The 17,731-nt window shown below is 63.8% G+C and carries 14 protein-coding genes; 10 read left to right on the top strand and 4 right to left on the bottom strand.

Going from position 1 to position 17,731, the window contains the following annotated elements; all coding sequences use genetic code 11:
- Positions 1–7 precede the first annotated feature (7 nt).
- Positions 8–1,054 (top strand): FecR family protein, encoded by a 1,047-nt coding sequence (locus V3330_RS02415; RefSeq protein ID WP_354693786.1) that lies wholly within the window; start codon positions 8–10, stop codon positions 1,052–1,054.
- An 85-nt stretch (positions 1,055–1,139) separates the two neighbouring features.
- Here the strand turns inward: V3330_RS02415 and V3330_RS02410 are convergent, their stop codons facing one another.
- Entirely contained in the window at positions 1,140–1,475 is a 336-nt protein-coding gene (locus V3330_RS02410; protein ID WP_354693785.1) for a hypothetical protein, read from the bottom strand.
- Between the two features lie 36 nt (positions 1,476–1,511).
- Between V3330_RS02410 and V3330_RS02405 the strand changes: the two genes are divergently transcribed.
- The 5 genes from V3330_RS02405 to V3330_RS02385 all read left to right on the top strand — a co-directional run bounded on the left by V3330_RS02405 (position 1,512) and on the right by V3330_RS02385 (position 8,648).
- Positions 1,512–3,788, top strand: a complete 2,277-nt coding sequence (locus tag V3330_RS02405) for a TonB-dependent receptor (protein ID WP_354693784.1) — start codon at positions 1,512–1,514, stop codon at positions 3,786–3,788.
- A 30-nt stretch (positions 3,789–3,818) separates the two neighbouring features.
- Positions 3,819–5,747 carry a serine hydrolase domain-containing protein gene (locus tag V3330_RS02400; RefSeq protein WP_354693783.1) on the top strand — a complete coding sequence of 643 codons (1,929 nt, stop codon included), beginning with the start codon at positions 3,819–3,821 and terminating at the stop codon, positions 5,745–5,747.
- Between the two features lie 3 nt (positions 5,748–5,750).
- On the top strand, positions 5,751–6,815 hold the full coding sequence (locus V3330_RS02395; RefSeq protein ID WP_354693782.1) for a pyridoxal-phosphate dependent enzyme: 1,065 nt from the start codon (positions 5,751–5,753) through the stop codon (positions 6,813–6,815).
- A 98-nt stretch (positions 6,816–6,913) separates the two neighbouring features.
- Positions 6,914–8,215: a hydroxyacid-oxoacid transhydrogenase gene (locus V3330_RS02390; RefSeq protein WP_354693781.1), complete on the top strand. Its 1,302-nt coding sequence runs from the start codon at positions 6,914–6,916 to the stop codon at positions 8,213–8,215.
- A gap of 4 nt (positions 8,216–8,219) precedes the next feature.
- On the top strand, positions 8,220–8,648 hold the full coding sequence (locus V3330_RS02385) for an acyl-CoA thioesterase (RefSeq protein WP_354693780.1): 429 nt from the start codon (positions 8,220–8,222) through the stop codon (positions 8,646–8,648).
- Between the two features lie 19 nt (positions 8,649–8,667).
- On the opposite strand, the gene V3330_RS02380 is transcribed toward V3330_RS02385, so the two are convergent.
- Entirely contained in the window at positions 8,668–10,446 is a 1,779-nt protein-coding gene (locus V3330_RS02380) for a M14 family metallopeptidase (RefSeq protein ID WP_354693779.1), read from the bottom strand.
- A 238-nt stretch (positions 10,447–10,684) separates the two neighbouring features.
- On the opposite strand from V3330_RS02380, the gene V3330_RS02375 reads away from it, so the two are divergent.
- Both V3330_RS02375 and V3330_RS02370 read left to right on the top strand, forming a co-directional pair.
- Positions 10,685–11,533, top strand: a complete 849-nt coding sequence (locus V3330_RS02375) for an alpha/beta hydrolase family protein (protein ID WP_354693778.1) — start codon at positions 10,685–10,687, stop codon at positions 11,531–11,533.
- 53 nt (positions 11,534–11,586) lie between these two features.
- A complete protein-coding gene (locus V3330_RS02370; RefSeq protein WP_354693777.1) occupies positions 11,587–12,864 on the top strand; it encodes an amidohydrolase family protein in 1,278 nt (425 codons plus the stop codon).
- A 40-nt stretch (positions 12,865–12,904) separates the two neighbouring features.
- Here V3330_RS02370 and V3330_RS02365 read toward each other — a convergent pair whose 3' ends face one another.
- Positions 12,905–14,227: a paraquat-inducible protein A gene (locus tag V3330_RS02365; protein ID WP_354693776.1), complete on the bottom strand. Its 1,323-nt coding sequence runs from the start codon at positions 14,225–14,227 to the stop codon at positions 12,905–12,907.
- Between the two features lie 137 nt (positions 14,228–14,364).
- On the opposite strand from V3330_RS02365, the gene V3330_RS02360 reads away from it, so the two are divergent.
- Positions 14,365–14,805, top strand: coding sequence for a hypothetical protein (locus V3330_RS02360; protein WP_354693775.1), 441 nt, complete (start codon positions 14,365–14,367; stop codon positions 14,803–14,805).
- Positions 14,806–14,944: 139 nt separating this feature from the next.
- Entirely contained in the window at positions 14,945–16,063 is a 1,119-nt protein-coding gene (locus tag V3330_RS02355) for a D-2-hydroxyacid dehydrogenase (protein ID WP_354693774.1), read from the top strand.
- Positions 16,064–16,129: 66 nt separating this feature from the next.
- On the opposite strand, the gene V3330_RS02350 is transcribed toward V3330_RS02355, so the two are convergent.
- Positions 16,130–17,452 carry an NAD(P)-binding domain-containing protein gene (locus V3330_RS02350; protein WP_354693773.1) on the bottom strand — a complete coding sequence of 441 codons (1,323 nt, stop codon included), beginning with the start codon at positions 17,450–17,452 and terminating at the stop codon, positions 16,130–16,132.
- Positions 17,453–17,731: the final 279 nt, after the last annotated feature.

Below are 17,731 nucleotides of genomic sequence, written 5' to 3'. Positions count from 1 at the left end.
GAATCGTATGGAAAACGTCACCCCATTCCCCAACCGCGACCAGGCCAAAGAAGAAGCCGGGCTGTGGCTTGCCCGGCTGGATCGCGGTGAGCTCAGTGCTTCGGAGCGTGATGCGCTGCGGGAGTGGCTGGGTAAGAGCCGGTTTCACGAAGAATACCTGCGCAAACTGGTCGGCAACTGGGATGACATGGACATCCTGTCGGAGCTGGCTGATCTGTTCCCGTTGAAGCCCGATGGCCACGCGTCCCGTGGTCGCTCGGCGTGGAAGACTGCCTGGATCGGCGCCTCGGCGCTCGCGGCCGGCGTCCTCCTGACGATTGGCCTGCTGCGGCAGGAAAGCCCACAACCGCCCCCGCAACCGGAACTGGCTTCGGAGACGTACCAGACCGCGATCGGTGAACAGGCCAGTTTCGAACTTCAGGACGGCAGCACGGTGACCCTGAATACGAACAGCCGACTGAACGTCGCGTTCGGAGGCCCGCGCCGCGAAGTCACCCTGCTGCGTGGCGAGGCCAGTTTCGATGTCGCGCACGATGGCGTCCGGCCCTTCGTGGTTCACGTCGGATCCGGTCTGGTCTGGGCGGTGGGTACGCAGTTCAACGTGCGCCTTTTCTCGAGCGAGGTCGACGTCACCGTCACCGAGGGAACGGTCAAGGTGTTTGCCGGCATCGATCCGCGATCGGCCGATCTGGATCTGGTTGCCAATCGGGAAGCCACGACCCGGGAGGTCGTGTTGGACGCGGGTGAGTCGGCGCGTTACGACCAGCGGATCGAAATCATGGAACGCCAGCCGGCCGAGGCCATTCAGCAGAAACTGGCCTGGCAGCGGGGGTCACTGATTTTTCGCGGCGAGAGCCTGCGGGAAGCGGTGGCTGAAATCTCCCGGTATACCGAACAGGAACTGGTGATCGTCGACCCGTCCATCAACGACATTCCCATCGGCGGGCATTTCAAGACCCAGGACATCGATGCCCTGATCGCTTCGCTGGACCGCAATTTTCAGATCCGCTCCGAACAGGTTTCTCCCAACCGAATTCATCTCTACCGCCAATAAGCTTGCTCGCGCTCAATCCTCTTCAAAACCTGCTGAATCTTCCGCTTGTGAATTCGAGTAAGGGAAATTCACTTTGAATCGGTCATTAAGCGATAACGTCCCGCGTGTGCTTCCGAAAGAAGGCCTTCGCGGTGGCGGCTGTTGGGGATGGATCGTGCTGGCTTTCGCCCTCTGTCTTCCTGGATCGGGAATCCAGGCTGCGGAAACTGTAACACCGGTGCTGTTCGATATCCCCCGGCAACGAGCAGATGTTGCTTTGACATTGTTTGCTCAGCAGGCCGATATCACGGTGATTTTCAGACACGATCTGGCCCGGAAGCACCAGGCCAATCGACTGGTCGGACGGTACCTTCCTTCCCGGGCCGCTGACGTTTTGCTGAAGAATTCCGGCCTGCGAGCGGAATTCGATGAACGAGGCCATCTGACGATCGTGGAGAGACCGAGTCAGGAGACCGAAGTGAAGAAACCCTCGTGGATCGCGGTAACCCTAGCCGCATTGTTCGCACCCGCCGCCAGCGGGCAGGAGTCAGCGGGTGCGGAACCGGCCGAAGTTCAGCGGGCCGGCACCATCGAAGAAATCGTCGTGACCGCCACCAAGCGGGAAGCCAATATCCAGGACATCCCGGCCAGCATTACCGCGCTGGGCGGGCTGGAAATCGAGCGCCGCGGCCTGGTCAGCATGGATGATTACCTGAGCACCATCCCGGGCGTCAACATGGCCGACCGGGGCGTAAGCAGCAACAAGATCATCATTCGCGGGGTCAACGCGTCGATCGAAGAGGACTCCACGGTGGGCGTGTTTTTCGGTGAGGTTCCGTTGAACACGGTCTCCCGGGGTTCGACGGCCGATCTGAAAATGATTGACCTGCAGCGCGTGGAGATTCTGCGTGGTCCGCAGGGCACCCTGTTCGGTTCCGGCTCCATGGGCGGCGCCGTGCGCAACATTCCCAACCGGCCGAATCTCGAGCAGCTCGAAGGCAAGGTCGAAACCGGGTATTCCAATACGGCTCGCGCGGGCGGCTCGAATTACGACATGTCCGGTGTGCTCAACCTGCCGCTGGTCAAGGACACCCTGGCGCTGCGCATGGTCGGTTACTACTACGACAACAGCGGCTACGTCGACAACATCGGCGCCAGCATTCCGCGCGTCAAGGCCCTGGCCGACCAGTATGGCGCGACGGTGGTGGACAAGTATGGCGTGGGCGGTGCCGAGTACTCGGGCGCACGCGCCACACTGTTGTGGACACCCACCGATCGGCTCAGCCTGACCCTGATGTATGCCTGGCAGGACCAGGATCAGAACGGCGAGACCGAGGTGAATCTCTCGCTGGACGGCTACCAGAACTTCCCGATGCAGATCGCCAATCTGTATGAGGGCGATGAGCGCAAGGCTTCCGATCTCGACGTGACCAATCTGCTGATCGAATATGACCTGGGCTGGGGCAGTCTGCTGTCGAGCACCAGCCGCCTCAACCATGACACCCTGGAAGCCGAGGACATCAGCAAGGACTTCGAAATTCCGGCCGCTCAGACCCGGGAGCATTACAAGGAAGCTTTCGTGCAGGAGGTGCGCTTCACTTCGGACTGGGACAGCCCCTGGCAGGTGATCGCCGGCATTTACTACGAAGACCTGGAACAGAACATCGTCAGCGAAGTCCCGTGGACGGGCGCTCCCGAAGCAATCACCGAGACTCCATTCGGTGATTTTCTGGGTACCGATCCGAACGATCTGTACCACCAGAACGACGTGTTTACGCTGGAACAGACGGCGGTGTTCGGCGAACTGTCCTACCAGTTCAATGACCAGTGGTCCGCTCTGGTGGGTGCGCGCTGGTTCGATTACGACCGGCGCAAGATTGAAAACCAGACGGGCGTGTTTTCCGGCGACGGCATTTTCGAGGACCAGACGATCAAGGAAAGCGATACCAGCTTCAAGGCCAATGTCAGCTATACGCCGAACGACGACACCCTGATTTACGCGCAGTGGGCGGAAGGTTTCCGGGTCGGCCGGCCCATCACCCCGGCGCCGTCTTTCTGCGACTCGGTGGACGGCAACGGCAACCCCGGCTCCGACGGGTTCCTCGACGGCACCACGATCCCGATCGAAAGCGACGGAGTGGAGTCGGACAGCCTGGACAGCTACGAGCTGGGCGGAAAGTTCACCATGCTGGACAACCGGTTCCAGGCCAATGTCTCCATTTATCGCATCGACTGGAACGGCATTCCGGTCAGCGTGTTCGCCGAGCCCCATTGCGGTTTTTCGGTCACGGTGAATGCGGGCAAGGCCACCATCCAGGGCGGCGAACTGGAAACCACCTATTACTTCAACGACATGCTGCGTCTCGAATTCGGCCTGGCCTACACCGACGCGGAACTGGCCGAGGACAGTGATGCGCTGGGACCCAAGGGCACGCGGCTGCCGGGATCCTCGGAGTGGAAAGTCAACGTGGGCATGCAGTCCGACTTCGAGCTCTTTGAGCAGCCGGCTTTCGCGCGCTTCAACTACGCCTACGTGGACGGCTTCCATGACGACATCGGCGCGACCTTCACCGAAGCCGGTGATTACAGCAAGCTGGATCTGCGCGCCGGCATCCACTTCGATACCATCGAGCTGGAGATCTACGGAACCAACGTGCTCAATGAGGACGCGATCACGCATGTGATCAGCGACCCCTATATCGCTTACCAGCTGCGGCCGAGAACCATCGGCTTCGATGTTCGCTACCGCTTCTGACCGGACGGTCCGCGCGGGAGCGCGAGGCACATGAGGCGCCGGTTCGGTTGCCTGGGGGCGGTGTTGCTGTTGCTGGCGCCGGTCGTGGCGTCAGCAGCGACCCGGACGGATGCATCTGCCGACCTGGAACGGCCCGGAGAACTCCGGGCCTTCGTCGACGCGCTGGTTCCACCCCTGATGGAAAACAACAACAGCCCTTCCGGGGCTGTCGCCATCATGAAGGATGGCGAACTGGTTCTCGCCCGGGGCTACGGCTGGCAGAACATCGAACGGCGTATTCCGGTGGATCCGTACCGGACGTTGTTCCGGCCCGGTTCGGTGTCCAAGCTTTTCACCTGGGTGGCGGTCATGCAGCAGGTCGAGCAGGGCCGCCTGGATCTGGATACCGACGTCAATACGTGGCTCGAGCATTTCCGGATCGCCGATACCTTCGAGCGGCCGGTCACCCTGCGGGACCTGATGACCCACACACCCGGTTTCGACGACGGCGGCATGGGTTACCTGATCATCGACGACGCCGAGCGGGCCCTTCCGCTGGCCGAAGCGATGGCCCGGTACCAGCCGGCCCGGGTCAATCCACCCGGAACATTCACGGCCTACAGCAATTACGGCACCGCGCTTGCCGGTCTCATCGTGTCCAATGTGACGGGCACACCTTATATTGAGTACGTGCGCGAACACATACTCGTCCCCCTGGGAATGCGCGATTCCACTTTCGAGGAGCCCCTGCCGGCAGCCTTGAAGAATCAGATGGCCGCGAGCTATGCCGCCGCCGGCGGCGGTTACGTTGAGCAGCCGTTCGAAATCATTATCAGTTTCGCGCCCGCGGGTGCGATGAGCGCATCGGTGACCGACCTGGCGCGCTTCGGACAGGCAATACTCAACGGGGGCGAACTGGACGGCCGGCGAATCCTCCGTCCCGAATCGGTCGAGGCCATGCTCACGCGCCAGTTCGCCCAGGACGATCGGCTCAACGGCATGGGCCTGGGGTTCTACGAAAACGAACGCAACGGAATTCGCCTGCTGGGCCACGACGGTGACACCGCGTGGTTTCATTCGGAACTGATACTGGATCCCGCCCACAGTCTCGTCGTCTTCGTTTCCTTCGGCGGAGGCGGCGGCGGTGTGGTGCGGTCCACGTTCAAAAACGCGTTCTACGACCGGTTTTTCCCGAACGACGAAATGCCGCCCGTGCCACCACCGGATTTCGCCTCGCGTGCCGGGAAGTACGTGGGTGAGTACTGGTTTTGGCGCAGCAACTTCTCGACCATCGAAAAAGCCTTCTCGATGGCGGACGCCTTCCACGTCGAAGCGACGGCGGACGATACGCTGCGACTGGTGATCGGCGCGGATTCCAAGCAGTACGTGGAGGTCGAAACCAACCTGTTTCGTGAACTCGATGGCGACTACACCCTGGGCGGCGGGTTTCGGCCGCGGCTGCTCGCGTTTCAGCAGGATTCCGCCGGGACCATCACCGGGTTTACGATGGACGAATGGCCGTTCATGTCGCTGCGCAAGAAGCCCTGGTATGAACGCCTGCTTTTCATGCAACCCCTCTTGTGGTTTTGCGGCGGAGTCTTCGTCGCCACTCTGCTCTTGCGATTGATGCGGCGGCGCGCCATCGGCCTCCTGCCTCGAACCGACCGCCGGGCCATCGATGCCGCGGTCTGGGCCGCGGCCAGCCATTTGACCGTCGGCGTGGCGGCGGCCTGGGTGCTGCACTTCGTGGCGGGCCAGTTGCGCAACGAGGTTCCGTTTTCCTTCAAGTTCGCTCTGGTCCTGCCACTGATCGCCACCGTGCTGACCGCCTACCTGGTGTACCACGCCATCGGGGTCTGGAGTGGCCCCCGCCTCGGTGGGCGGACGGTCCGGCTGGCGCATGCGCTGGTGTCGTTCTGCGCCTTGTTCATGTGCTGGTTCTATGCCTACTGGAACATACTCGGGTTCCAGCTGCCCTGAGTTATGAACCTGCACCGCGACTATTCCGCGCTCGATCGTGACGGAGTCCGGTTCGAACCGGACCCGGCCCGGCCGTTGGCCTTGTTCGCACCGGATCCCGAATACCGGCCGACGGCTGTACTCGAGGTGGAGCCGGAGCCCCGGTTCCGGTTATTGATCAAGAATGAAACGAGCCGCCTTGGCCTGCCGGCGTTCAAGGCCCTGGGGGGCATTTACGCGGTTTCGCGGTTGGTGGGAGAAAGGTGGTATCGGGAGACCGGGGAGCACCTCCCGGTGGCGGAACTCAATCGGCCGGACGTGCGCCGGTTCGCGGGCCGGCTGACGTTCGTGTGCGCGAGCGCCGGCAATCACGGGCTCGCGGTCGCGCGGGGGGCGCGACGGATCGGCGCGTCCGCACGGGTGCACCTGGCCGAGACCGTACCCGAGGCCTTCGTGGAGCGCCTGGCCGGTGAAGGGGCCGAAGTTCGCCGTTCGGGCTCGGACTACGAGGCCAGTGTCGACGTCGCGATGCAGGACGCGGAATCCAGCGGGGCGATGCTCCTGGCCGATGGATCCTGGCCCGGGTACCTCGATCCGCCGGCATTGGTGATGGAAGGCTATACCCTGATCGCAGAAGAACTGCGTGAAGGCTTCGCCCGGAATTCGGCCTGGCCGGACCGCGTCTACCTGCAGGCCGGGGTCGGCGGCCTGGCGGCCGCGATGACGTACATGATCCGCTCCAACTGGCCGGTGCAGCCGGAAGTGATCGTGGTGGAGCCGGAAGCCGCCCCGTGCCTTCGTGAGAGTCATTCCGCAGGCCGGCTCGTGCGGGTCCACGGTCCCGAATCGGTCATGGGACGGCTCGATTGCAAGGTGCCCTCCTTACTGGCTCTGGACGTGCTCGGCCGCAGCGCCGACCGGTTCATCACGGTCAGCGATACGGCGGCGGAGCGGGCGGTCGAGCGCCTGGGGCAGTTTGGCGTGGCCACCACGCCTTCGGGTGCGGCGGGTCTGGCCGGGGTTCTTGGTGACGGTGGGTTCGCCCACGGTCGGCGGTCGCTGATCCTCGCGACCGAGGCGTCCGTTTAGCCCGGCCCTTTCCGACCCCGAGTTTCACCCTGGCGGGCGCGCCCCGCTGGTATATACTTTTCGACCGTTCTCATCGGGTTGACGGGCCCCGAGTTTCCATGAGTTGCTGCCACCACTACCATCCCGATCCGGGCTGCGACGCCGCGTTCGCGGTCGATGTGTCGGCCATTACCTTCGGGCGCGGCTGCATGAGGGAGCTGGGTCCGCAGGCCCACCGTCTGGGACTGCGCCGAGTGGCCGTGTTTACGGATCCGCGGGTCCGGGAATTGCCGCCCATGAGGGGTGCGCTGGCGAGCCTGGCCGCTGCCGGAATCGGTTTCGAGGTGTTCGACGAGGTGCGCATCGAGCCGACCGACCGTTCGTTCGCCGCGGCCATCGCTTTCGCCCGCGAGGCCAGGGTCGACGGTTACGTCTCCGTCGGCGGCGGATCGGTGATCGATACGGCCAAGGCGGCCAATCTCTACGCCACCCATCCCGCGGCATTCGACACCTACGTCAATGCCCCGGTCGGCGCGGGGCAGCCGGTGCCCGGACCGCTGCGGCCGCACATCGCCTGCCCGACGACGTCCGGTACCGGCAGTGAATGCACCGGCATCGCGATTTTCGATGATCTGTCGCTGCACGCCAAAACGGGCATCGCATCCCGGCGGCTGCGGCTCGACCTCGCGCTGATCGATCCGGACTGGACCCGGCACCTGCCGCGCATGGTGCTGGCCTGCTCGGCCTTCGATGTGCTGTCGCATGCACTGGAGTCGCTGACCGCGCGGCCACATACCCGGCGCCCGCACGAACCCGGCGCCGAACGTCCGCTCAGTCAGGGTGCCAACCCCTGGTCCGACATGGGCTGTGCGCGGTCTCTGGAATTGCTCGGCAAATACATGCTGCGGGCGATCGACGATGCCGCGGACGACGAGGCTCGCGAGCAGGTGATGTGGGCATCGACCCTGGCCGGCATCGCGTTCGGCAACTCCGGCGTACATCTGCCGCATGGCATGGCCTACGCGGTGGCCGGTAACGTGCGCGATTACCGGCCGCCGGATTATCCGCGGACCGAGCCGATGGTGCCGCACGGCATGTCGGTGATTCTGAACGCGCCGGCGGTGTTCGCCGAGACCGCTTCCACGTCACCTCAGCGTCATCTCGACGGCGCCCGCTGGCTCGGAGCCGATGTCGCCGAGGCTGCCGAGGCCGATGCGGGTGAGATCGTCGGAACGCGGTTGATCGAGCTGATGCAGGCCGCCGGCCTGCCCCAGGGGCTCGCGGGACTCGGCTATGCGGCTTCCGACATCGGCCGGCTCACCGAGGGCGCGGCGGTGCAGCGCCGTTTACTGGACAATGCACCCGTAGCCGTGGACGATGCCTTGTTGAACCACCTTTTTTCCCAGTCACTGTGCTATTGATCTCATGAGCGACACACCGCCCGGCCGGGCCGAATTTCCCTGGTTCCACGCCATTGGTACCCGCTGGATGGACAACGACATCTATGGGCACGTCAACAACGTCCAGTATTACTCCTATTTCGACACCGCGGTGAATCACTTCCTGATCACCGAGGGCGGGCTGGACATCCAGGCCGCGGACGTTATTGGGGTCTGCGTGGAATCCAGGTGCACTTATCGCGCACCACTGGCTTTCCCGGAGCCGATCGAGGCGGGCGTACGGGTCGAGCGGCTGGGCAACACATCAGTCCGCTATGGCGTTGGTATCTTCCGCGCAGATGAGCCGGAGCCGGCGGCCTGGGGCTACTTCGTTCACGTGTTCGTGTGTCGCCAGGACATGAGTCCGACGCCTATTCCCGCAGCACTCCGGGAAGCGCTCAACCGCCTGGCCTGAAACCGGAGAAAAGCTGCCTTCAGCGTAGCTCCAGGTTGCGACTGTCCGTGCCGCCTTTCTGCGAAACGGCGGTCACCGTCGCCATTGGCGTGCCGTTGCCGGCCTGTGTTTTCGCCAGCCATTCCACCCAGGCGCGGCGTTTGCCAGACCGGGAGGAGCCGCCTTCCAGGTGGCCGATCTCCATGCTGGCCGAGCCGGAAAGCAGGGCGGCGTTGTGCAGTTCGATGTTGGCGCGCACCGGTACCGCGATGCCGGTGTCCAGCGCCTGCTGCGTCACGTAGCTGGGCAGCAGGCCGGTGTTCTCGATCCGGGCCCGGATTCTCACCAGGTCTCCGTCGAGCGCTTCCACCTGCGTTTCGGTCACGCGCACCAGTGGTGATTGTTCGATCAGATACAGGTGCCAGTTGGTGTGCGCCTCGAGCAGCCGGTCGTAGCGCTCGCCGGGCAGGCAGCCGATGCTGGTGTAGGTGCCGTAATCCGGCATGTAGATCTTGCGCAGGAACCCCCCGATTTCGACTTCGCCGAGCTGGGGATGGTCGTAGGGCTGCCAGTCGACGAACAGCTTGCCGCCCATTTTGTCGCTGATGCGCAGGCGTTCGCTTTCACTGGGCCGGGCGGGCAGCGCGGCGGTGGTCTGCGGATAGACGCCGAACTCGAAGATCCAGCTGAAGATTCCGTTCTGGAAATAGGCCCAGTCCACGTAGGTGCCCCAGATGGATCCGTGCCAGGATGCCGGTGAGGCGCCGTGGATTTTGAATACGTTGACCTCCACGTCGTCTTTGACGAGGTCGGCGATCTTGCCGCCCATGCGCTTGTAGATTTTCTCGTCTTCAAACGAAGCGCGGACCTTGTCGCCGGACAGCGGGTCCACCCGTTGATTCGACGGCGGATACACCGCCACGTTGCCGGACATGTGGTAGTTGATGAGGCCGGTCAGGTTCGGCAGGGTGAGCTGAAAATCGACCACCGCGCGGGACTCGGCCTCGGACAGCGGGTAGGGTCCCGGCTGATAGGAAATCGGGTGCGGCTGCCAGTTCTCGGGAAAATTGCGGTTGATGTCGATGCCGCCGACCCCGTCTTCGTTGAACCGGCCATCTCCGTCGCTGTCCACGCCCTCGGTGTACACCGTCCACTCGCCCTGCCAGTCGGTGGGGTCGTCACCGTCGGTGACGGACACCATCAGGCGCGGGTCATCCGGGGAAGTCCGCAGCGCGCCGTTCGGGTCGCGCACCCGCATCATCGTGATGTAGCCGTCGCCGTTCAGATCCTCACCGGGGTCTTCGTCCTTCTGGCCATCACCATCGTCGTCGAAGGGCCGCACCACGCTGCGCAGGTTATCGGGCCGCGTGATGACGTGGTCCGAGCCGTCCGGGTTCAGCTTGGGCATGATGTAGAACACCTTGTCGTCCAGCACCGAGGTGATCTTGGGGTCGCTGCCATAGCCGGAAGTCAGGGTCTTGATGGTGTGCAGGGCGATTTCACCGCCGGCGACTTCGCCGGCATGCAGGTTACCGTCGATCCAGTATCCCGGTTTGTCGAGACCGTCGCCGGTCTCCCGGTTGGTGAGTTCCAGCACCAGCAGATCCTTGCCGAGGTAGCTCTGGCCGATCGTGTGCAGCCGGGTGATCTCCGGGTACGCTGCGACGACTTCTTCCAGGTAGCTGACCACCTCGGCGTAGGTGTGGACGTGGTCGAACTTGATCCGGGGGGCTTGCGCACCCCACGCGAGCGGCGCGCCCATGGCGATCAGGAGCAGGAACTGCGGGAATCTCGAATACCCGGCGAAAATTGGTTTCATGTCTTGGGTCCCTCGGTGATTACCAGTACAGTATAGAGCGATGCTGAATGCCGGTGGCCGGGAAATTGGGCGGATCGCCCCAGAAGAGAAGTGTGTCGTGTCGGCTGCAAGCCAGTTCATTTTCAGATGAAAAAAAGTCGCTGGGAGGCGTCGCCAAGTGAACCTGTTTCGTACTAAATGGATGACGACGCTTCTGTGTGCGGGCGTCGTGCTGCCTCTGGGCGCGGAGCCCGAAGTCATGGATAAACCGTACCGACACCCACCGCCGCTGGACACCGTTCTGTGGCTGCCGGATTCGCAACCCGATGCCCGGGTGCGCTACGCCAACGACAGCGCCGTACAGTTTGGCGACCTGCGCCTGCCGGAAACCGAGGCTCCTGCGGCGGGTCATCCGGTGGTCGTTTTCATCCATGGCGGCGGCTGGAAGGTGGACTGGACCAAGGATTACACCAACCGCTTCGTCGAAGCGCTGACCCGTGAGGGGTTCGCGACCTGGGATCTCGAGTTTCGGCGCATGGGTAACCAGGGCGGCGCGTATCCCGGCACCTTTCTCGATGTCGCGGCCGGAACCGACCATTTGCGGACCCTGGCCGAAACTCATCCCCTGAATCTCGAGCAGGTCGTCGTCGTCGGGCATTCGTCCGGCGGCCACCTGGCCCTGTGGGTGGCGGGACGCGGCAACCTGCCGGAATCCAGCCCGTTGTACACCCCCGATCCGCTGCCGCTGGCCGGCGTGGTCTCGCTGGCCGGTGTCAACGATCTGGAGCGCTCGCTGGAACTGGGCGACCGAACCGATGTTCTCGAACTCCTGGGGGTCGATTCCCGGGCCGCCGCGGCATCGCGTTTCGCCGAGACCAATCCGGCCCGGCTGCTGCCGTTCGGGATTCCCCAGGTGTTGATCGTCGGCACGGCCGACGGCGAATGGCGCATCGCGATGACCCGGGAATACGCCGCGGCCGCCCGTACCGCGGGCGATGCGGTTGAACTGACCCTGCCGGAAGGGGCGGATCATTTCGACGTAACGGATTCGGAAGGCCCCGCGGTCGGAATCGTCACACAAGCCGTGGACTCGATATTGAGGCGGTAACGCTAAAGACAGAAACCGGACGGCGCAGGGCGCAAACCGGGGAGAAGGTGCACATGAATTTCACACTGCGAGCGATACTGGTCGGGTTTGTCGGCGGCTGCCTGGCCGGACCTCTGGCCGCCGACGATCTGGTGATTTCGGGGGCGCGGGTTTTCACCGCAACCGGGCCGGTGGCCCGTGAGGGCTTAAACGTGGTGATCCGGGACGATCGCATCGCCGCGGTTTCCACAGACGTGGAACCGCCGGAAGACGCCGTCGTTATCGACGGGCGTGGCTACACGGTTCTGCCGGGGCTGATCGATCCGCACGTTCATCTGTTTTTCGATCTGACCGGCGACGGCCCGGCGTTTCCGACCAGCGATGCGGACGCCGAGGCCTTTTTGATGCGGGAAATGCCCGCCGACCTCGAGGACTACCTCGATCACGGCTTCACGACCCTGCTCGCGGCGATCGATTTCTGGCCGCACATCCTGAAGGTGCGCGCCCGGCTGGAATCCGGCGAGTTGCGCGGGCCGCGCCTGCTGGCCGCTGGCGGAGTGTTGATGGCGCCCGGCTGGCATTACATTTGCGGACGTCTTAAAGGCGAGCCGAAGCAATGGTGCAACGATCATGTCGCGGTGCAGATCGACAGTCCGTCCAGCGCGGTCGCGGCAGTGCAGCGTTACGCCGCGAGCGGGGTGGATGCGATCGTCTACGACAGCATGACCAATGCGTCCGGCGTCGATCCGGCAGTGGTCACCGCCGTGGTCGACACCGCCCGGGCTTCGGGTCTCCCGGTGCTGGTTCACAATTCCGATACCGCGGGTTACGCGGCCCTGATGGACGCCGGGGTCGACGGCTTTCTGCACCCGCCGGCCGGTACCCTGGACACCACGACTGGCGAGTGGCGGGTGATTTCCGGGGCAGTGCCCGAAGGCCTCGTGCTCGGTATCACCATCGGTGAAACCGAAGAGGCCATCCGCAACGGTCAGCGCAGTCCCGAACAGCAGGCTGCGTTTTCCTGGACGCGCAAGAACGTACAGTACCTGTTGGCGAACGGTGCGCTGCCCGTTTATGCCTCGGACATTCCCGGTGCGGCCCCGGATTACACGATGCCCATCGTCATCCGCTCGCTGACCGACCTGGGGCTGACTCCCGCGGAAGTGTTGCAGGCGGCGACGATCCATGCCGCGGCCGCATTGGGCCAGGCGGATGAAATCGGCAGCCTGGAAGCGGGCAAGCGGGCCGACGTACTGGTCGTGCGCGGTGACCCGACCCGGGACCCCGCGGCGCTGGGCGAGGTGGTCCTGGTGATCCAGAACGGTGAGATCGTGGTGGACAATCGGCCGTAGTTGCGGCTGCCGACAGGAAGGACGGTCGCGGCGGGCCCGATCACTCCCGCTGAGTCGAAGTTTCGTCCAATGAGATCGCCGTTTCCATCAGGGTGGAGACCAGCAGGCTGAACAAACAGAACGACAGGAACATGAAAAAGCCGAGCTGAAGGGTCGTCCCGTTCGTGGTCAGAACCTCCACGCTGGCGCGCCGTGCGCCCTGGCTGATCAGGTTCAACTGGCTGTTGATCATGCCATTGAAGGCGATGTAGGCCATCAGGATGGCGATCACCATGACGTCGGCCATCGACCACTTGCCCGATTTCAGTGCGAAGAACTCGATGAAGGCGTTGTGGCGCAGGCCGCGCAGGTCGTAGGCGTAGGCGATGGAGGCCAGCAGCTTGAGCAGCGGAAAGGCCACGCTGAACGTGACCAGCAACACGCCGACGAGCACCATGTCGGGTTCGCGCGTCGCGGTCAGTATGGACACCACGTCGAGAATGCTTTTGCTCTGAAAGTACAACACCTCGTTGTAGAACCTCACCGGCTCGCCCATCAGGGTGAAGCTCAATTGGTTGATCTGTGCTTCCACCTCGATCATGGGTGTGAGAATGCCGCAGGCCAGCAGCAGTCCAGCCGCCCCGGACAGCAGGATCCACTGGGCACGGTTACCCGCCTGTCCGGCGTGTTTCACTTCCAGCAGCATCAGCAGGGCACAGATCAGGGCCAGGCCCGCGAGGTTGCGGGAACGGCCCTGGTGATGCGCCAACCGGTCGTTGATCAGGGCCTTGCACTCGGTGATCGATCCGGCGCAGCCGTGCCGTTCGCGGATGTCCTGGCGCACGCTGTCATCGACCTGGCCGAAAGTCTCCTCGGTGATGTCGCTGAGCAGGCTGACCAGAAAGGCACTGAGTTGGCGGCGGGTTTCGGGTTTGTCCAGTTCCAGCAGGATGCGGTCGGCGTACTGGGGGATGCCGGCCTTGACGGTGTCGATGTCCATCAGGGTGTTGCGCATGCCTTCCTTGATGCGCCCGGTGGTCCGGTCCCACCAGTCCCCGGTCGTGTTCTGCAGGCGAACGTATTCGTCGGCGGCGGTCAGCAGGGTGTCCAGGATGTTTTCCAGCGCGTGGCGGACCGACTCGCGTTTCGCGCCCTGAATTTCGAGATCGCGCACCTGGTTTTCGACGATCTCACTGACCTGGTTGACCCAGATGTCGGCATTGAGCATGCCGTACCGAACGTGCCTGAGTTCGGCCAGGTCCTGGCTCAGGGACTGCTGGGTTTTCATGTGCCCGATCAACTGCCAGGACAGAAGCGCCAGCAGTACCAGCAGCACGCCCAGCAAGGCGTTCACCGTCGGATTCCGGTCGGCGGTGTTGGTCATGTCGAGTGATTCCAGAGCGACCCCGTTGGCACCATTGTGCACATTTCAGGCCCATGAACCCACACGGCAGCGGATTTCCGGGCCGCGCAGACTGTTACCATGGGCGTGAAATCGACCCCGTCATAAAGGAATCCTCGATGTCACAATCCGTGGAACAGGCAGTGAAGCATGAAATCGAATCGCTGCATGAATTCTTCGTGGGGTGGTTCACGGGCGAGTTGCCCGCGGAGCGTTTCGACGAACTCTTTCTCCACCGCATGGACGAGGAGATGATTCTGATTCCGCCGGCGGGGATGGTTCTGAATCTGCAAGCGCTGAGTGAAATGCTTCGGCAGAGTCACGGCAACAACCCGGCGTTCCGGATTGCGATCCGCAACGTCACGGTGCGGCGCGTCTGGCCGGACCACGTCCTCGCCACCTACGAGGAATGGCAGCGCAACGCGCTGGCTTCGGAGCCGGCGGACAACGGCCGCATTTCCACGGTCCTGTTTCGGCGGGGCGACGCCTTGAGCTGGCTGCACCTGCAGGAAACCTGGCTGCCGGCCGAAGTGATGGCGGCGGGGCCCTACGACTTCTGAATCCCGGTCGGGGATTCGGTAAATCGGCCTGGTTTTGCGCCGTGCACGGCGAACCGGACGCGGATTCCGCACTTGCGGGGCCTGTGTATACTCGGGGTCCGCGATAACGACCCGCTTGCAAATCCCGGAGTCCCGAACGATGAAACGTTTTCCCTGCCTCGCCCTGTTGCTGGCTTTCCTGGCTACGAGTGTCGTTGCTGACGAATCGCCGTATTCTCCCGAATCGATCGACCGTCTGATCGAACAACTCGGCCTGGTCGAGGATTCCGTCCCCGCGCGCGAACGGCCCGGTTGGGCGCCGCCGCGGCGGATCGCGTTCAGCCCGTTCGGCACCGCGGCGCAACGCGAAGAAGCGCTGGCCGCGGCACGGGCCGTGGCCGGCGGTGCCGAGGTCGTGGCGTTTGGCGAGGAAGGCCTCGGAGCGCTGGCGGACGCGGACGTGGTGATCAGCCGCTGCACGCCGGCCATCGTCGAAGCGGCCCCCGCGATGCGCTGGATGCACAGCCTGACCGTGGGGGTGGATCGCTGTACATTCTCCGCGGACGTGCGGGACCGCGAGTTCCTGCTCACCAACAACCAGCGGGGCATGGGGCCGGACATCTCCGAGCACGCCATCGCCCTGTTGCTGGGCCTGACCCGCAACCTCGATTTCTACGTCCGCGAGCAGCAGGCGGGCCGCTGGTCGCGTGGTCAGCGCGAGGCGGTAAACGTGCGCGGCAAGACCTTGCTGGTGCTGGGTCTGGGCGGAATCGGCACTGAGATCGCGCGCCGGGCTCACGGCCTGGGCATGCGGGTCATCGCCACCCGCAACTCCAGCCGATCGGGTCCGGATTTTGTCGAATACGTGGGTCTGAGCGACGAGACGCTGGAACTGGCCGCGCGGGCCGATGCGGTGGCCAACTCCCTGCCGCTGACACCGGATACGGCCGGTCTGGTGGGTGAGGCGTTTTTCTCGGCCCTCAAGCCCGGAGCCTTCTATGTGTCGGTCGGGCGGGGTGGCACCACGGATACCGATGCCCTGGTCGCGGCGCTGCGGTCCGGCACGCTCGGCGGAGCCGGCCTGGATGTCACGGACCCCGAACCGCTGCCGCCGGAGCATTCCTTGTGGCAGATGGACAACGTGATCATCACGCCGCACGTTTCGGGACATACCGACGAAGTGCGCGGCCGCGCCCTGGCCATTGCCGTTGAAAACCTGCGTCGCTACACCCTGGGCGAACCGTTGCTGAGCGTGGTCGATCGTGAGGCGGGTTACTGAGCGAAACTCGCGCACCGGACGCCAGCCACCGGACACCCGGGGCTTTCGTCCGGCAAGAAGCCGGTCTTACGCCACGGCCGGATTCCGCGGGAGAAGCGAGGGGCCGGGAAGCGCGGTTGTGGCCAGGCGGGCGCGGATGGCTTCGCCGATAATCTGCGCCTGGGCGCGCACCGACACGGTGAATGCCAGGAAGCTGCCGAAGTCCCGCGTCGCCGCGAGACTGGTGATATAAAGGCCCGGCACCTGGGTCTGGAACCCGGGGTCCAGTTGCGGAAACCCGTCCCGGATGTTCAGCTCGCTCAGCAGGCCTTCGGTGAGTAACGGCACCCGCTGGAGATCCACCCGGTAACCGGTGGCGAACACGACTTCGTCCACGGTCAGGACCTCTTCGTTGTCCAGGGTCACGCGAATCCCGCCGTCCCCGTCGTGGGTATCCCGAACGTTCGTATGCGGATGAAGATGAACGTTGGGGTGATCGATCCGGTCAGCCAGCCACGGTTCCAGTTTCAGTCGGCCTTCCTCCCAGAAGCGGCGGTTGAGATCGGCCTTCTCCGAATCGGTGAGTCGCCGGTACCAGGCGGGGTCGGTGCTCAGGCGGTCGACGATGTCATTGACCCAGCCCCATTCGGAGGTTTCGAACAGCGGCGTGTCGTGTCGATAGGCCACGTGCACTGCCGCCGCGCCGGCCTCGCGGATCAATGCCGTCCATTCAAAAGCGCTCTGGCGTCCGCCGATGATCAGCACCCTGCGATCCCGAAGCTGTCCGAAATCAACCCGGTCGCAGGTATGTCCGTACCGGTCGGCAGGAAACAGGGGTGCGAGTTCCGGCGGGGTATAGGCGAAGTTGCCGAAACCGAGGGCCAGTACCACATTGCGGCTGCGAATCCGTTGGCCCGTGTCGGTCAGGGCGATCAGGTCGGCGCCGTCCCTCAGTAGCTGGGTGATGGTCGTCTGCCGGCTGTAGATGGCTTTTTGTTCCTGAAACCAGCGTGCGTAGTCGAGGTAGAAGCCCCGCGAAAGGGGTTCGACATCCCGGCAGCGGCGGCCGAGTGTCGTGAGATAGGCATCGATGGTGTGAATTCCGAGAGGATCGAGTGACCAGTCGCAGGTCGAACGCAGCAGCATGCCTTCGGGCATGTGTTCACGCCAGAAACCCATGGGCACTCCGACCACCTGATGATGGATGCCGTGCTCTTGCGCGTAGGCGGCCAGGGCCAGGCCAAAGGGGCCTGCGCCGACAATCAGCAGATCGGTGGAAAGCGTGTTGCCGGCGTCTGCGAGCAGGTTGGCGATGCCGGCCGCTCCCAGTCCGGGGAGGACCAGGCCGCCGCCTGCGGCCAGGCTTGAGCGCAACAGGTTTCGTTTTGTGCGGTCGATGGCGTCGCTCATGCCGTTACCTTTGTTTTTCTTCAATACGTTTGTGCAGTGGAATCCCGGGGAGGACTCCGCGTGCCCGCAACCGATCTCCTTGCCCGGGTCCCGTCGATGGTCCGCCACAGGGTGGTGTGGGAAAGGTTGTTGACCGGGTCGTTGACCGGGTTATTGAGCGGGTTTCCGTCCGCTTCGTCAAGCTCACCGTGATCCTCTCCTTCCCTGGCGTATGGAATCTTTGCGCACCCCGGTTTATGGTAACGGTATTCCGAACGAGGGTCTCGCGCCAGATCAAAG

This window comes from Elongatibacter sediminis, assembly GCF_037892215.1.
Lineage (GTDB): Bacteria > Pseudomonadota > Gammaproteobacteria > Xanthomonadales > SZUA-36 > Elongatibacter > Elongatibacter sediminis.
This window is presented reverse-complemented; position numbering and strand designations above follow the sequence as displayed.

Excerpts from the sequence above, each read along its gene's own strand:
- V3330_RS02365 (WP_354693776.1), bottom strand. The coding sequence starts at position 14,227 with ATGACCAACACCGCCGACCGGAATCCGACGGTGAACGCCTTGCTGGGC.
- V3330_RS02410 (WP_354693785.1), bottom strand. The coding sequence starts at position 1,475 with ATGGCCTCGTTCATCGAATTCCGCTCGCAGGCCGGAATTCTTCAGCAA.
- V3330_RS02395 (WP_354693782.1), top strand. The coding sequence starts at position 5,751 with ATGAACCTGCACCGCGACTATTCCGCGCTCGATCGTGACGGAGTCCGG.
- V3330_RS02375 (WP_354693778.1), top strand. The coding sequence starts at position 10,685 with ATGGATAAACCGTACCGACACCCACCGCCGCTGGACACCGTTCTGTGG.
- V3330_RS02390 (WP_354693781.1), top strand. The coding sequence starts at position 6,914 with ATGAGTTGCTGCCACCACTACCATCCCGATCCGGGCTGCGACGCCGCG.
- V3330_RS02370 (WP_354693777.1), top strand. The coding sequence starts at position 11,587 with ATGAATTTCACACTGCGAGCGATACTGGTCGGGTTTGTCGGCGGCTGC.
- V3330_RS02355 (WP_354693774.1), top strand. The coding sequence starts at position 14,945 with ATGAAACGTTTTCCCTGCCTCGCCCTGTTGCTGGCTTTCCTGGCTACG.
- V3330_RS02385 (WP_354693780.1), top strand. The coding sequence starts at position 8,220 with ATGAGCGACACACCGCCCGGCCGGGCCGAATTTCCCTGGTTCCACGCC.
- V3330_RS02415 (WP_354693786.1), top strand. The coding sequence starts at position 8 with ATGGAAAACGTCACCCCATTCCCCAACCGCGACCAGGCCAAAGAAGAA.
- V3330_RS02360 (WP_354693775.1), top strand. The coding sequence starts at position 14,365 with ATGTCACAATCCGTGGAACAGGCAGTGAAGCATGAAATCGAATCGCTG.
- V3330_RS02380 (WP_354693779.1), bottom strand. The coding sequence starts at position 10,446 with ATGAAACCAATTTTCGCCGGGTATTCGAGATTCCCGCAGTTCCTGCTC.
- V3330_RS02350 (WP_354693773.1), bottom strand. The coding sequence starts at position 17,452 with ATGAGCGACGCCATCGACCGCACAAAACGAAACCTGTTGCGCTCAAGC.
- V3330_RS02400 (WP_354693783.1), top strand. The coding sequence starts at position 3,819 with ATGAGGCGCCGGTTCGGTTGCCTGGGGGCGGTGTTGCTGTTGCTGGCG.